Raw genomic sequence first — 14,467 nt, 5'->3', positions numbered from 1 at the left:
CTTGAACGTTTGCGCTGTCGGAAAGCCTACTTTAGTAAGGACAACCGTGCCGCGGAAAACATCGACCGCACTTGAAACGCCGCAGATTCGGTATAGAACACAGCCTTGGTTTTTTTGATACGCGGCAATGATTGAGGTGAACAATGCGCGACCCACTCTATGTCACTCGGCCTATGCTTCCCGACAGGAACGACTTGAAAGCAATGATCGACGACATCTGGGCGTCAGGTGTAGTGACAAATGGGGGGCCTGTTCATGCGCTCTTAGAGGAGAACATGGCCAACTACCTGCGAGTGCCCACAGCAATGCTGTTTGGCAACGGGACCATCGGGCTTCTTGCGGCTTTAAAGTTACTCCGCCTTCCCCCAGGTAGCGAAGTTATCACATCACCATTGACTTTCGCGGCAACCGCACATTCGATCCATTGGAACGGGCTCCGCGCGGTTTTCGCCGATGTATGTCCTGAAACGCTAACCCTTGATCCACGGTCAGTAGAGTGCGCGATTACCAGAAATACCTCAGCTATTCTCGGCATCCACGTTTACGGCACTGCCTGCGATGTAGACGCACTACAAGAGATTGCCGACGCACATGAGCTCAAACTGGTCTATGATGCCGCTCACGCATTCGGAACAGAAATCAAGGGCCGTTCGATCGCCATGTTCGGGGACGCGTCCGTCTTCTCCTTTCATGCGACCAAGCTGTTCACCACGCTTGAAGGAGGACTTGTCGCAACGCCGAAACCTGAGGATCAGCAACGCCTTTACTACCTCAGGAACTTTGGAATACTCAACGAAGAGGAAGTTGTGGATATTGGCATCAACGGAAAGATGAACGAGGTTCAGGCTGCGGTGGGTCTCCTCAACCTTCCCCATGTCGAGGCGGAACGAAGCAAACGCCGCAAGCTTCGCGCCTTTTATGACGAACAGCTCTCCGCATTGCCGGGACTGCGAACGCAAGTGCGCCAAGAAGGCGTGACGTGCTCTGAGCAATATTATCCATTAGTAATAGAAGAATCTCTATTCGGTTGCTCGCGAGACGATGTCTATGAGGCGTTGAAGTCCCGCAATATTTTCGCCCGAAAGTACTTCCACCCGATCTGCACAGACTTTGCACCGTACAGAGGTTTCCCAATTGTTTCCGCTCAGGATCAACCTTATGTCGAAACCGTGAAATCTCAAGTACTGTGTCTGCCGTTTTTCGGTGCAATTTCCGAGGTCGACGCGGAAGAGATTTGTTCGATCATAGTAGGGATGTGCAAGGGCAACCGAGCCTTTCGGGCGATCTGAACCAACATACGACAAATCCGGCGTTCCGATACCTTCATCTCGTTTCGGATTATGTTAATGCAGGCGCACGGGTGGACAGGGCCAATAAATTTCACAGGGCGGCCTCCTTCAGGATAAGCTTACCGAGTGCTAGGTCGGAGTCTCCCTTCCGAAGCCGTTCGCTCTCCTTCTGAAGCCGTTCGAGTTTTTGAGTTGGTCAGTGCCCACCGGCACCGATACCAAAAAAGGAGTCGCAATTTTTCATTAAGATGCTGTCAACATCTTTATCTGGGAACCCTCGAATTTTGAGCTACTTACAGTTTGATGATTTGACTCCAGCTTTCGGTGTACAGCGGTTGCAACTCGAACTCCCGCTTGATTAGCATCTCAATCCGCCTCAGGTAATCGTCGCGCGAATACAGATCATCATAGACTGTCATCATCTTGTCGTTGGCAAGTCGGTAGAGTTCCGGATCCTCGTCCATTCGATGGATACGATCAACGATGCACTGGACCATCTCTTCCTCCGACTGAAAGATGTTGTAAAAGTCCCTCAGACGCTCTGACGGAAAGAACTCGTCATTATAAACGGCGAACGCAACGCCGCCCTGATAAATGGGTTGTGCAAGATAGCCATCGAAACCTTCACCAAACGTTACTGAGTAACGGCACTTGGAGGCCAAGTCCATGAACGCATCAAAGGTGATCCCTTCGATCTTCAACAATTCGTAGTCGGGCAAGCCAGCGGCAAGAACGTCAAGTACTTTCTGCTTCCAAGGGGCTTCATCTGGAGAATAGATTATAAGCTTTTCCTTCTCCTGCTGTGGCACGGCTTCATAATTGCTCAGATCAGTGTAAGCCGGTAGCAATAGCATTGGTGTTCCATAATGATCTGCAAATGACTGCCCAAAATATGCGTGGTGTGCGACCGACTGGGTCAATTGATCGCTGAGGGCGCGCAAATCTTCGTACTCGCATGGCTCTGGCATGATATCCGTTTTTTGGTTTAATATATTTATAAACAGATTATCTCGCGTCTCGAGATACTCGAGCGTTTCGTTATTCAAACTATCTACAAATTCAGGAGCTGCGTACTCTGGAATATTTATATAAACGGTCTTTGCGTTTTTACACCGGACAATCTGCTCAAATCGGAAAACATCCTCCGAGTTCCTGAAATTCCTTTGGCGAAGGTAAGTTTCGCCCATCTTGTTGGGACGCGTCATCAAGACAATTTCGAAGTTATGCCTATGGCGGAGTTTGTATGCAGCGTTTGCAATAGAGAAGAATGAAAATATCCCACCACTCATCTCGTTATGCTCAGGGATAAGAATTACAAGAATCTTCTCCGCGTTTTCGAGGCTTTGTTTGAAAGCATTATCCTGAACCATGTACTTTGCCTTTAATCTTGGCAAATTCGGCATGAGTATGGAACTGTCTGGTAGTTCCCGTCCTTCCCGACGCCCATACGTTATGTAATGTTCAAACGGGTTTACGCCAGCCAACGCAACGTCGGGGTAGCACATATAATACGCTTGGCAGTCAAACCAAGCATTGGGATTACGGCCCTCTCTCCAGCCGATCGTCACAAAATGGAGGAAAGGGTCTTCAGCCACCAGATCGAGGCCTTCATTGTGTTCCACATAGTAGTTTTCATCGAACTCGCTCCGCATCTTTTTGTGAATTTCCGCTAGGAGTTCAGCGTCGATGTCGCAATCATCAGGTAAGGTATGGTTACCTTTGTAATTTAAAATAGCAGATGAGAGGATTTTGGTGTTTCTCTTATTGGCAGATCGAATGAACTTTTGACGCCTTTGAGGTGAAATTAACGGGAGGTGAGAAAAGACATTTGCAAGGATGGACTTAAAGTGGTTCAGCATCGGTGCATTCATATATTGCGAAGCATAGAGCAGCGCGTCGTCTTGGCTGATCTCGTCCGGGCGAGATGCAGATTCCATTGAAGTGCCGCCTTTTTGGCCTACCGAAGCTTTGGTCATTTGTTTCTCAATATTTGTCACTGCGTTGTCCCTTTTCTTTAGTCACCAAGTAAGAAACGAACAAGGTTTGACTTGAGTTTGGCCTCTGTCGGAACTCATGCCAATTTGGTTCAGGACGCATTAATGTTCGTCGCGCGGCTTGTTTCATGGCACAGACGCCGGGCGGTAACATGAGCGATTTCTTCTGGCTGATCGACGCGCAATCGCCACGTCTGAAACCGTTATTTCCGAAGTCTTGCGGAGAGCCTCGGGAGGACGGCAAGCGTGTTCTTAGTGGAATGATATTCATCAATCGTAGAGGCTTAAGTTGGCGTGATGCTTCGCTTGGAACTGAGGAGCACCGACGTCTTGGAAGAAAAGTAACCAGTGTTTTCTGAAATCGCTTTCGCCTCAACCAATAAAATCCTCGCAATAGCCAGAACGAATTTGCGATACTTGCCTGGCGTCTCTAATTGGACTGTTTGCGACCTGTCCTCACCGAAATAGCGCGAGAAACGTACTTCCAGGGATATCGAATTGCATGATCTCTTTCAGCAATAGCCTGCTCCCTTTCGAGGTTCACCTGCTCCTTTTGGGCGACCAAATGATCCCTTTCAGCAATCGCATGATCCCTTTCAGCAATCGCATGATCCCTTTCGGAAATCACTCGGTCTTTTTCGACAAACGCCGCGACCATTTTCTGCCTCAGATCTTTCAGCTCAGCAACCTCTTTCATCAATATTTCTACAAGAGCCTTATCGCACAGCGCCTCGAGTTCTCGCTCAGACACAGGCGCGTAAGGCTCCCGATCGGTACTATAGACCTTTGGAAATGAGTTTTTTAAGAGCGGACGGCCTGCGAGATAATCGCGAGATATGCGTTCTTCGATGTGCGCACAATCATCCACGATCTTGCGGATCGAGGCGTCGTCCACTGTTGCAATCACTGCCCGGTCGTCGCCCGTTTCGCATTGGTTATAAACATTTTCTACGAGTCTCAAGCTGTATCGCGCGCGATTAGGGGTGTCTTTCACATACTCCCAAACATACGTGGACACGTCACAGAATTTCCTCGACCTGCTAACATTGGCCCAGGTATTCCTCAGCTCTGGTACCTGCTCTGGATCCTTCCCAATGACATCAAAAAGATCCAACACCACATTCCCGCCAACTAATTGGTCTTTCTCGAATGGCCTAAAGACAATTCGGAAACCTTTTCCCCGCATTTCATCAATTGAATCAAGGAATCTGCGAAAATTTGCGATATATCTATATGTGAACTCTTCCAGACCCAAATCTATCTGCAAGGGGCCATCTACTTCGCTGCCCAATCCGTTCGCCATGGTATTATAGGGTTCCGCGTTCTCTGCGGCCCAGGACGCGACAAGATCGGCTGGGTTGCGAACGTAGACCACGATGACTTTTTCGAAACCTTCGAAGACTGAATCCAGCATGACATGCGGCTTTCCTCAAAGCGCTTCTTCAGATATCACGAGGTTTTCCGCGCCCATCGACTCTAGAATGTCTCTCGCTGCAGCACGGTCGAAGTCCTCTTGAAACAGGAAGTCGGCATTTGCGAAACGAGGAAGGTCGAGTCTCGGCTCCGAAACCGCAGGATACGCCACACCATATGCGAGCAAATTTTCGCGGTTCTCCCACAATACTCTTTGTACCGACGTCGACCCAGTTTTGACCGTACCAACATGAAAAAACAACGTCTTGCTTGTCACGGCATGAACTCCTGCGAACTTGAAGTTTTTTAACACTTTCAAAAATGAATGGAAGACTTGCAAGGCGACCGTGCTGACATTTTTGGTGCCAACATCCGGCACTGACCTGGGTGGCTCCAACTGGTTTGAGCGCCAGCAGCGTCTGCCGCGCAAAAACGCTCGAGTAGTATTGTTGGGTCGCCACCACAGTCAGTGTTTCACCGCAAGCCTCTCAAAGGCTGATTTGTGATGCACTTGCTTCAATTTGAGCCGACCGTGCGTTTCTTGTATGAATACCAGCCTAAGTCTGAAGTCTTCGCTCCCGTCGATCATCGACACGCGGCCGCTTGACCTGCTGTACGACGTTCACCGCACCCGCGCCAAGCGCGTGCCCGACTGCACTCTGCAAAAGCGTGAATTCACGAACGACCATGCTTGTGGCCACTTGCTTTTACCGCTCATCACGCCAATTGGAAACGTCCGCAGCTGTCAGGGTATCCAACCGCAGGCGCGTGAAACTACGATGATGTTTCAACATCGCACCGATGCAAAGCTGCTCTCGGTCTCCACTGCGATTTGTCAGCGCCACAGTATCTCTGAATTTAGCAACGGCAAAGCCCAGCGTCCGCTTGTCAGGCGAGCCGACTCTGCGTTGAACTAAGACACCGCGCTCGGCTCGCATCTCGGTCTCGCGCGCCCACTTCACCGCGTCTGCTCTCTTAGTGAAGGACTTGCTGGCGCTTCGTCTTTGCTACCTTACCGTTGCCTGCCACTTACCGCTTGGTCTCTTATTGATCGTCGCCATTTCGCATCACTCCTTCGTGCCTTTAAAGGCGATCTGCGTGCGGCGTTGCAGCTGTCGGTGCAGCGGAGGCGCAGCGCTTGGGGTTGCGTGCGAAGCTCACAAGCACATGCTTTGCACACATGCCACTGACAAAGCTGATAGTTGTGTTGGCGACCCCGGCAGGATTCGAACCTGCAACCTGCCCCTTAGGAGGGGGCTGCTCTATCCAGTTGAGCCACGGGGCCGCGCAAGGCTCTCTGTAGCTTGCTTTTTCGGGGTTGTCATCGCCTTTAGGCGGTGGTTGTAAAACTTGCGCTGTTCACGCTACCATCGGACAAAACAACATCGCAGGTGCCACAGTGACAACAGATACCAAACGCCCGCTTACTCTTCGTGACGTGTCCGAAGCGTCCGGAGTGTCGGAAATGACGGTCAGCCGGGTTCTGCGAAACAGGGGGGATGTGTCGGACGCGACGCGCACTCGCGTTTTGGCCGCCGCAAAAGAGCTGGGTTATGTGCCAAACAAGATCGCAGGCGCACTGGCCTCCAGCCGGGTGAACCTTGTGGCCGTGATCATCCCGTCGCTGTCGAACATGGTGTTTCCCGAAGTTCTGACCGGCATCAATCAGGTTCTCGAAGATACCGAGTTGCAGCCCGTTGTCGGCGTCACCGACTATATGCCTGAAAAAGAAGAAAAAGTTCTGTACGAGATGCTCTCGTGGCGCCCCTCAGGCGTTATCATCGCGGGTCTGGAACATACAGATGCCGCGCGCGCGATGCTGGACTCGGCTGGCATTCCGGTGGTCGAGATCATGGACACCGACGGCAAGCCAGTTGATGCGATGGTCGGAATTTCTCATCGTCGTGCAGGTCGTGAGATGGCGCAAGCAATCCTGAAGGCGGGTTACCAGCATATTGGGTTCATGGGCACCAAGATGCCGCTGGACCACCGCGCGCGTAAGCGTTTCGAGGGCTTCACTGAGGTTCTTGGCAAACACGGGGTCGAAATCGAAGATCGCGAGTTCTATTCGGGTGGATCGGCCTTAGCCAAGGGGCGCGAGATGACGCAGGCGATGCTGGAACGCTCACCCGATCTGGATTTCCTGTATTACTCCAACGACATGATTGGGGCCGGCGGGTTGTTGTACCTGCTGGATCAGGGGATTGATGTGCCGGGACAGATCGGCCTGGCCGGGTTCAACAATGTCGAACTTCTGCAGGGTCTGCCGCGCAAGTTGGCCACGATGGACGCCTGCCGGTTGGAAATTGGACGGAAAGCCGCGGAAATCATCGCCGGACAACTGGCCGATCCCAATGCCGAGATCGAATCTCGTGTGACCCTTACACCCAAGATCAGCTATGGCGATACGCTGAAACGGCGCTAGCCCTGTGGCGCTGCAACGGCTGGACAACCGGACGGCCCGCGCGCTGTTCATGGATCGCCATGCTCTGGCTGAACCGCCGTCGGGCGGGGCCAAGGGCGCGGACCTTCTGGATTTGATCCACCGCCTGGGCTTTGTGCAGCTGGACAGCATCAATACGGTCGCACGCGCGCATGACATGATCCTGTTCTCGCGGCGGCCATCGTACCGCGCCAATAACCTCAAGCGCCTTTACGAACGTGACAAATCTCTGTTTGAGCACTGGACCCATGACGCAGCCGTCATACCAATGGCGTTCTATCCCCACTGGCACTTGCGGTTTCAACGTGACGCGGATTTGTTGAAATCTCGGTGGAAGAACTGGCGTCGTGACGGGTTCGAGCAGCAATTTGAATCCGTGTTGCAGCACATACGGGATCACGGGCCGGTGTCTTCGTCCGATGTCGGCAAGGACGAAAAGAAAGGGTCCGGCGGCTGGTGGGACTGGCACCCGTCCAAGACGGCGCTGGAGTTTCTGTGGCGCTCTGGCGCGCTGACCGTAGTCGGGCGGCAAGGCTTCCAAAAGCGCTATGATCTGACCGAGCGTGTTATCGATACCCACCTGTGCCCCGGGAACATGCCCTGCGATGCAGAAGCAACAGTTGATTGGTTGTGCAACGCGGCCTTGGATCGGCTGGGCTTTGCAACCTCTAGCGAGTTGGCAGCGTTCTGGGACACCGTTTCGGTCCATGAGGCCAAGGCCTGGTGCGAACAGGGGCTGTTAAGGGGCGAATTGGAAGAAATCGAGATCACCTGCACGGACGGTAAACTTCGCAAAGTGATTGCCCGACCCTCAATCATCGAAATGGCCCAAGCCGCGCCGCGCCCGTCAGGCCGTATCCGCGTTCTCAGCCCGTTTGACCCCATGCTGCGCGACCGTGCCCGCGCCGAACGTCTGTTCGGATATCATTATCGGATCGAGGTGTTCGTTCCTGCCCCCAAACGGACTTTCGGTTATTATGTTTTCCCGCTGCTCGAGGGTGACCGGATGATCGGGCGGATCGACATGAAGGCAGACCGCGCAAACGGCGTTCTGAATGTCAGTGCCTTGTGGCCTGAACGATCTGTGCGCTGGTCCGAGGCGCGAACCCGAAGGTTAGAATCCGAACTCGACCGGGTTCGCCGGTTTGCCAGCCTGGATCGCGTCGACTTTGCGCCAGACTGGCTGAAAGACCCAAAGTAGAGCCGGTTTACGGCGCCAAAGTCAGAGAGATTGGCTGCAAGCCGTCGATCCCACCTTCAAGGACATCGCCCGCCTGCACAGGCCCGACGCCTGCGGGTGTTCCGGTCAGGATCAGGTCTCCGGGCCGCAGGTGATAGAACCCAGACAAGTGGCAGATGATCTCGTCAATCTTCCAGATCAGTTCTTCCAGAGTAGCGTCCTGACGAACCTCACCGTTCACGCTCAGATGGATGCGTTTGCTGTCACTCGGGGCCCAATCTGCCGAACGGGTCAATGGGGCGAACACAGTGCCGTTTTCCAGATCTTTCCCCAGATCCCATGGGCGTTGCTTGTTCCGTTCGCGAATTTGAAGATCGCGGCGCGTCATGTCCAATGCGCATCCATAGGCGTACACGGCCTCCATCGCCTCGGCACTGTTGGCCCGGAAAACGGATTTACCTATGGCGACTGCCAACTCCATCTCGTGGTGAAAATTCTCGGTCCCCGGGGGATAGGGAACGGTTGCCCCAGACAGAACTGCGTTTGGCGCTGATTTGGTGAAATAGAATGGGGTCTCGCGGTCGACCTCATTTCCCATTTCAGCGGCATGTGCAGCATAGTTGCGCCCGACGCAAAAAATGCGGCCCACAGGATACGTTGCCTCGACAGCCTCAACAGGGATTGAGATCGGGTCAGGCAAAGAGAACAGGTTGTCCGGCATAAAGGCCCCCTAACTGAGACAAGCAGCTCGTTTCTAAGGCGGCTGGGCTGCCCAAACAAGCTGTATGCGAGCACCCTGACGAGAGTGAAACGCTGCGAGAACTCTTCACAATTGAGTTTCCTGCCTTGGAACCTGCTCAGGTCGGGCTACTTCTGGTTGTAGTTGACTTGCCCCCGCCCGGGCGCTGCAACCGCGAACGGGCGAAACCGTATCAGAGAGCGACGGCCAAGGATCGCCACCCCCACATGATCTTTGCGCCGGATGTCCGCCTTATTTTCAGGTCGGCCGCTGCTCTGAAGCGTGAGCTGGATGGACCGGGAAATCCCCATTCGTCCAGCCACGGGCCAGACGCGAAGTCCAGTAATAGTCTGGCCACCCCGCCAGGGGATACCCCCTATCACTCTGGCGGGGGCCGTCTTTATGACCTGCGATCAGGTTTTGAGATTGTTTAGCTCGTTGAGCAGATCCAGCAGCGCTTCGTGCCGGTCAGGGCCAAGTCTGGTCTTGATGTCCTCGGCCAGATGCAATGTGACCTGCATGTTGTCCTGGATGATTTTCTCGCCCTTGGCGGTGATGTCCACGATTTGGCGGCGTTTGTCCTCGGGATGAGCGCGCCGGCGGATCAGGCCTTTGGCCTCAAGTTTTTGAAGTATGCGCGTCAGGCTGGGCAGCAAAAGACACGCACGATCCGCGATATGCGTCGGCTCTTGCGGGCCGTCTTCTTTCAGAACGCGTAAAACGCGCCATTGCTGTTCGGTGACACCCGCATCGGCCAGCATATTCCGAATGGGCCCCATGACCCTTTCGCGCGCCCGCAACAATGCAATCGGCAATGAGCGGGACGTTTTAGGCAAGTCATTGGTCATAAGAAACTTTGACCGAAATCCGGGCGAACTGCAACTACGCGTGAAACTCCGCTTTTTCCGGCATTTCATAGCCCGGTCCGGCACTTTGAGCCCTCTTACCCAAAGATATTGACCTTTCTCATGGGATGGCCATCACTGGCACAAAGTGTTTTGCGGGGTGAACACCCGCTCGTTGATGCAAGCCGGAGGTCCAGCCATGCCAGTCCCAACGAACGGTTTTAAACAGGCTCTAAAACAGGGCAAACGCCAAATCGGTTGCTGGATGAGCTTTGCTGAAGCCGTCACCGCCGAGATTATGGGCACCGCCGGGTTCGACTGGCTGGTCATTGATGGCGAGCACGCGCCAAACGACATCCGGTCGATCCGGGACCAACTGATGGCCTTGGCGACCAGTGACTCGCATCCGGTTGTACGCGTGCCGGTTGGCGACACCGCATTGATCAAGATGGTGCTGGATGCCGGTGCGCAAACGGTCCTGGTGCCGATGGTTGAAAGCGCCGAACAGGCGCGGCAACTGGTGCGGGACTGTCGCTATCCACCCACGGGCGTACGTGGCGTCGGTGCCATGGCCTCACGCGCCACGATGTACGGCACAGTGACCGACTACATCCAAGGCGCCGATGACCAGATTTGCCTGCTGGTCCAAATAGAGAACCGCGCGGGGATCGCGGCGCTGGACGACATCTTGCAGGTCGATGGGATTGACGGAGTCTTTATCGGCCCTGCAGATCTGTCTACGGATATGGGCCTTCAGGGCAACAGCGCCGACCCCGAGGTACGCGCCGTCATTGCCGACGCGTTGGCGCGTATCAAAGCCGCGGGTAAAGCCCCCGGCATTCTGGGAACCAATGACGAGGCAACCCAAGCCTATCTCGACATGGGGGCCCAGTTCCTGGCCGTTGGTATTGATGTCATGCTGCTGGCGCAGACATCCCGCACGCTTGCGGCTAAATGGAAGGCGAAGTAACGCGTCAGGCCTGCATCGCGGCGGCGGCTTGTGCATAGCCACCCGATGCTCCATCGACAAAATGCACGTGATCGTCTCGCGTGGCCGAGGGGACGATACAGGTCATCATCGCCTCATCCTGCGCATGCAGACCGTACCGGATTTTGCCCTGCCCGCGCGCCTGCTCCAGCATCATCTGAATTTGCGCCAGCGTGGGCGGATCACAATCCAGCGTCATTTTCAGCCCGTCATCGAATTTGCGGTAATCGGCATTACGGCTGACCATACGCTTGTAGTGCTCGGGCTCGAAATCTCCCATCCGTTTGCCGGACTTGAAAAGCAGAGCGATCAATAGGTTTTCACCCAGCAATTTGATCCGCTGCAGCAGCAAGCTGCGCCCCGCCCGGGATACACGCGCATCAAGCCCCACATCCGGCGGAGGCCAACTGATTGGTGGGCCATTTTCCGGCACCGGATGTCCCGAACGCTCTAACCCTTCAGAAGCTGACAAGACCGAACGTGCCAGATCAGCGAAGTCGCTTTCGGTTGCGTTTGCCGTAGGCTCTACAACGACCGAGACGATCTGGCCGTTGCGCGCCCGGCTGTTGGACCAGCGGCAGGACAGCCCGGTCAGGTCGGGCAGCGCGCCGGGGTCAGAGGCCGGGACAGTAAATTGGCCCGCTTTCATCTGCGCCTCGGCCCAGGCCAATCCGCCACCCGAAAACATCGCGTAGTCCACTCCGTCCGAAGGCGCGTAGCGCGCAACCCGTAGGTCTTTGCCCGCCCTGCGGATCTCGGCCACGGGCACCAGGGCGGCCCGCAGAGAAATCGAAAACTCTTCCTCTGCCCAGCGCCGAAGATCGGCCAGGACCTCTATGGCTGTGTCGATCTGGCTTGCGGGCACCGCAAAACCTGCTCCGTCTCCGCCGAAGACATAAGGAAAATCCATGCCCCGCAGCGCGTTGATCATGGCCGAGATCACCGCAGCACCGACCATGTTCACCGTCTTGTAACGGCCTTTCGCGATCTCTCCGGTGGAATCAACGATGTCGGCCACGCCCAGCGCCCAGTCGCCCGGTACCGCGGAAAACCGCGCGGGCTCGACGAGACGTGTGAAATCCCGCAACAGGGGAAGGCTTTCGTAAAACGCGGCCTGGGCGTCCTTCATGGGTACCTCGGGTGTTGGACACGGATAACGGTAGCTCAATTGTGACCGCAGTCCGGCAAAAACAGTATAGCACACGCGCTTGTGTGTGGCACCCGGACGTGCCAAGCATTTCCGCATGCGGAAGGGGAAGAGGCGCGGTTCATGAAAGCAGGTCTGGTGGTGTTGTGTCTGGGCTATGTGCTCAGCCAGTTTTTTCGCGCCTTTTTAGCGGTACTGAGCGTCGATCTTGGGCGCGACATCGGTGCCACCCCCGAGGACCTGGCCTTTGCCTCGGGCCTTTGGTTTCTGATCTTTGCCGCCATGCAACTGCCGGTTGGTTGGGCCCTGGACCGTGTCGGACCACGGCTGACAGCTGCTGTTCTGCTGCTGGTCGGAGGCGCAGGCGGCACGGCCCTGTTTGCCGTGGCCCAGACGCCATTTCATATCGCCCTTGCGATGGGGTTGATCGGGGTCGGTTGCTCGCCTGTCCTGATGGCCTCTTACTACATCTTCGCTCGGGAATATCCGCCTGCAAAGTTCGCAACATTGGCCGCCGTAATGCTGGGCGTTGGATCTGTTGGTAACCTTGTGGCGTCGTACCCAACCGCACTTGCAGTGGAACTGATGGGCTGGCGCGCCACCATGTGGGTGCTTGCGCTATTCTCGTCGGCCATTGCGCTGGGTATCTGGGCCACTGTCCATGATCCCAAACGGGTTAAGACCGAACACAAGGGTTCTGTGCTGGATCTGCTGAAAGAGCCTGCGTTGTGGGCCATCCTGCCGCTGATGCTGGTGGCCTACGCCCCCTCGGCTGCGACGCGAGGCCTGTGGGCGGGCCCGTATCTAAGCGATATCTTTGCGCTCAGCACAACGCAAATCGGGACAGCCACGCTGATCATGGGGGCTGCCATGATTGCAGGAACCTTTGCCTATGGGCCGTTGGACCGCTTGTTGGGTACGCGGAAATGGGTGATTTTCGGTGGCAACGCGCTGGGTGCTGCCGGGCTGGTTCTGATGTGCCTGTGGATCGACAATGCCGTCTGGCTGTCCGTCGCCCTGATGGCGGCCATCGGGTTCCTGGGCGCCAGTTTTCCGGTCATCATGGCCCACGGTCGCGCGTTCGTAGCGCCTCATCTCGTTGGACGTGGCATGACCCTGCTGAACCTCTTTGGCATTGGCGGCGTGGGCCTCGCGCAATTCGTCACCGGGCGCATCCATGCCGCCACGGTGGACATCAGCCCAACTGCGCCCTACACAGCGATATTCGGCTTTTTTGCGGTCACGCTTGCCATCGGATGCGTGATCTATCTGTTCAGTCGAGACAGCGTCGACTGACGCAGGAGCAGCCAGGAGTATCCCAGTGTCCGACCCGCGCGTCATTGCCCCCAACCTCAAACGCAGGCTTTCTGGCGTGACGGCAACGATTGCGCGATTGGTGCCGCTGCAAGTGCAGTGGATCGACATCGCCGCGACGGGTCCGGGCCTGCCCACCGATATCCCGCATATCCCGCTGGGCCGCCTGCCCTTTCTGTCGCGCAAAACCCTGCGTGTCTGGCACGCGCGCCGTAATACCGAGATGCTGCTGGGCCTGATCCTGCGCAACATCTTCCGCCTGCGCCTGAAACTTTTGTTCACCAGCGCCTCGCAACGCGCCCATAGCGGTTACACCAAATGGCTGATCGAAAAGATGGACGCGGTGGTCGCCACCTCGCGCAAAACCGCCGGGTATCTGGAGCGGGATGCGCAGGTCATCATGCACGGCATCAACCTGCAGGATTTCACTCCGCCCGAAGACAAGGCCGCCGTTCGGACCCGGCTGGACCTGCCTGACGGTTTATTGCTGGGGTGCTATGGCCGCATCCGCCACCAGAAAGGCACGGATGCCTTTGTCGATTCGATGATCGATCTGTGCGGGCGGTTCGACGACGTCCACGGCGTCGTCATGGGCCGCGCGACCGAGAAACACACTGGATTTCTGGCCGAGTTGAAGGACAAGGTCGCCAAGGCAGGCCTGTCCGACCGCATTCTCTTTATGCCCGAGGTGACCGTCGACCAGATTGCCGAATGGTATCAGGTTCTGGACCTCTTTATCGCACCGCAACGCTGGGAAGGCTTCGGCCTCACCCCATTGGAGGCAATGGCCTGTGGAGTTCCCGTGGTGGCCACCGACGTTGGGGCATTTTCCGAAATCGTCACTGACCCATCGCTGGGTCGTGTCGTGGAACCGGGCAACATCCCCGCTTTGTCCGATGCCGCAGCTGAAATGCTGTCTGACCGCGATTCCCTTGCCCGATCAGGGACAGCCGCCCGTGCCCATGTCGAGCAAAATTTCGACATCAATACCGAGGCCAAAACCCTTGTCGCCCTCTATGAACGGCTTCTGAACGGCACCTGACGCGATTTGTCGCCTCAAATCGGTGTCATTGGGCGAAATATGCCCCGAAAACTCTTTTTTCTTTGCTGCAACG

At 55.7% G+C, this 14,467-nt stretch carries 13 protein-coding genes, 1 tRNA gene and 1 pseudogene; 8 read left to right on the top strand and 7 right to left on the bottom strand.

Going from position 1 to position 14,467, the window contains the following annotated elements; translation table 11 throughout:
• Window positions 1-143 precede the first annotated feature (143 nt).
• Window positions 144-1,289: a DegT/DnrJ/EryC1/StrS family aminotransferase gene (locus tag GOV53_RS16380; RefSeq protein ID WP_170468370.1), complete on the top strand. Its 1,146-nt coding sequence runs from the start codon at window positions 144-146 to the stop codon at window positions 1,287-1,289.
• A gap of 293 nt (window positions 1,290-1,582) precedes the next feature.
• On the opposite strand, the gene GOV53_RS21200 is transcribed toward GOV53_RS16380, so the two are convergent.
• Window positions 1,583-3,265 carry a hypothetical protein gene (locus GOV53_RS21200; RefSeq protein ID WP_217361258.1) on the bottom strand — a complete coding sequence of 561 codons (1,683 nt, stop codon included), beginning with the start codon at window positions 3,263-3,265 and terminating at the stop codon, window positions 1,583-1,585.
• A gap of 170 nt (window positions 3,266-3,435) precedes the next feature.
• Between GOV53_RS21200 and GOV53_RS16370 the strand changes: the two are divergent.
• Window positions 3,436-3,585: pseudogene (locus GOV53_RS16370) on the top strand (IS5/IS1182 family transposase); the annotation flags it as partial.
• Between the two features lie 128 nt (window positions 3,586-3,713).
• Here GOV53_RS16370 and GOV53_RS16365 read toward each other — a convergent pair.
• Window positions 3,714-4,697: a hypothetical protein gene (locus tag GOV53_RS16365; RefSeq protein WP_170468368.1), complete on the bottom strand. Its 984-nt coding sequence runs from the start codon at window positions 4,695-4,697 to the stop codon at window positions 3,714-3,716.
• Between the two features lie 15 nt (window positions 4,698-4,712).
• Complete coding sequence (locus tag GOV53_RS16360) at window positions 4,713-5,075, bottom strand: hypothetical protein (protein ID WP_170468366.1); 363 nt, start codon at window positions 5,073-5,075, stop codon at window positions 4,713-4,715.
• A gap of 166 nt (window positions 5,076-5,241) precedes the next feature.
• Here GOV53_RS16360 and GOV53_RS16355 point away from each other — a divergent pair, with 166 nt between their 5' ends.
• Window positions 5,242-5,613 (top strand): hypothetical protein, encoded by a 372-nt coding sequence (locus GOV53_RS16355; RefSeq protein WP_170468364.1) that lies wholly within the window; start codon window positions 5,242-5,244, stop codon window positions 5,611-5,613.
• 291 nt (window positions 5,614-5,904) lie between these two features.
• On the opposite strand, the gene GOV53_RS16350 is transcribed toward GOV53_RS16355, so the two are convergent.
• A tRNA-Arg gene (locus tag GOV53_RS16350) sits at window positions 5,905-5,981 on the bottom strand.
• Window positions 5,982-6,095: 114 nt separating this feature from the next.
• Here GOV53_RS16350 and GOV53_RS16345 point away from each other — a divergent pair.
• The gene (locus tag GOV53_RS16345; protein ID WP_170468362.1) at window positions 6,096-7,121 is read left to right on the top strand and encodes a LacI family DNA-binding transcriptional regulator; all 1,026 of its coding nucleotides are present in this window, start codon (window positions 6,096-6,098) and stop codon (window positions 7,119-7,121) included.
• A gap of 4 nt (window positions 7,122-7,125) precedes the next feature.
• Complete coding sequence (locus GOV53_RS16340) at window positions 7,126-8,340, top strand: winged helix-turn-helix domain-containing protein (protein WP_170468361.1); 1,215 nt, start codon at window positions 7,126-7,128, stop codon at window positions 8,338-8,340.
• Between the two features lie 7 nt (window positions 8,341-8,347).
• Here GOV53_RS16340 and GOV53_RS16335 read toward each other — a convergent pair whose 3' ends face one another.
• Both GOV53_RS16335 and hpaR read right to left on the bottom strand, forming a co-directional pair.
• Window positions 8,348-9,040: a fumarylacetoacetate hydrolase family protein gene (locus GOV53_RS16335; RefSeq protein ID WP_170468359.1), complete on the bottom strand. Its 693-nt coding sequence runs from the start codon at window positions 9,038-9,040 to the stop codon at window positions 8,348-8,350.
• A 431-nt stretch (window positions 9,041-9,471) separates the two neighbouring features.
• Window positions 9,472-9,906 carry a homoprotocatechuate degradation operon regulator HpaR gene (gene hpaR, locus GOV53_RS16330; protein ID WP_170468357.1) on the bottom strand — a complete coding sequence of 145 codons (435 nt, stop codon included), beginning with the start codon at window positions 9,904-9,906 and terminating at the stop codon, window positions 9,472-9,474.
• Window positions 9,907-10,102: 196 nt separating this feature from the next.
• Here hpaR and GOV53_RS16325 point away from each other — a divergent pair, with 196 nt between their 5' ends.
• Window positions 10,103-10,873: an HpcH/HpaI aldolase family protein gene (locus GOV53_RS16325; RefSeq protein ID WP_170468355.1), complete on the top strand. Its 771-nt coding sequence runs from the start codon at window positions 10,103-10,105 to the stop codon at window positions 10,871-10,873.
• Between the two features lie 4 nt (window positions 10,874-10,877).
• Here the strand turns inward: GOV53_RS16325 and GOV53_RS16320 are convergent, their stop codons facing one another.
• Window positions 10,878-12,020 (bottom strand): DUF3095 domain-containing protein, encoded by a 1,143-nt coding sequence (locus tag GOV53_RS16320; protein WP_170468353.1) that lies wholly within the window; start codon window positions 12,018-12,020, stop codon window positions 10,878-10,880.
• A gap of 141 nt (window positions 12,021-12,161) precedes the next feature.
• Here GOV53_RS16320 and GOV53_RS16315 point away from each other — a divergent pair, with 141 nt between their 5' ends.
• Together GOV53_RS16315 and GOV53_RS16310 are read left to right on the top strand one after the other, a co-directional pair.
• Window positions 12,162-13,334 carry an MFS transporter gene (locus GOV53_RS16315; RefSeq protein ID WP_170468351.1) on the top strand — a complete coding sequence of 391 codons (1,173 nt, stop codon included), beginning with the start codon at window positions 12,162-12,164 and terminating at the stop codon, window positions 13,332-13,334.
• Window positions 13,335-13,353: 19 nt separating this feature from the next.
• On the top strand, window positions 13,354-14,394 hold the full coding sequence (locus tag GOV53_RS16310) for a glycosyltransferase family 4 protein (RefSeq protein ID WP_437436799.1): 1,041 nt from the start codon (window positions 13,354-13,356) through the stop codon (window positions 14,392-14,394).
• Window positions 14,395-14,467: the final 73 nt, after the last annotated feature.

This window comes from Ruegeria arenilitoris, from assembly GCF_013035315.1.
Lineage (GTDB): Bacteria > Pseudomonadota > Alphaproteobacteria > Rhodobacterales > Rhodobacteraceae > Ruegeria > Ruegeria arenilitoris_D.
Note: the sequence above shows the minus strand (reverse complement) of the source record. Positions and strands in the feature narration are given on the sequence as shown.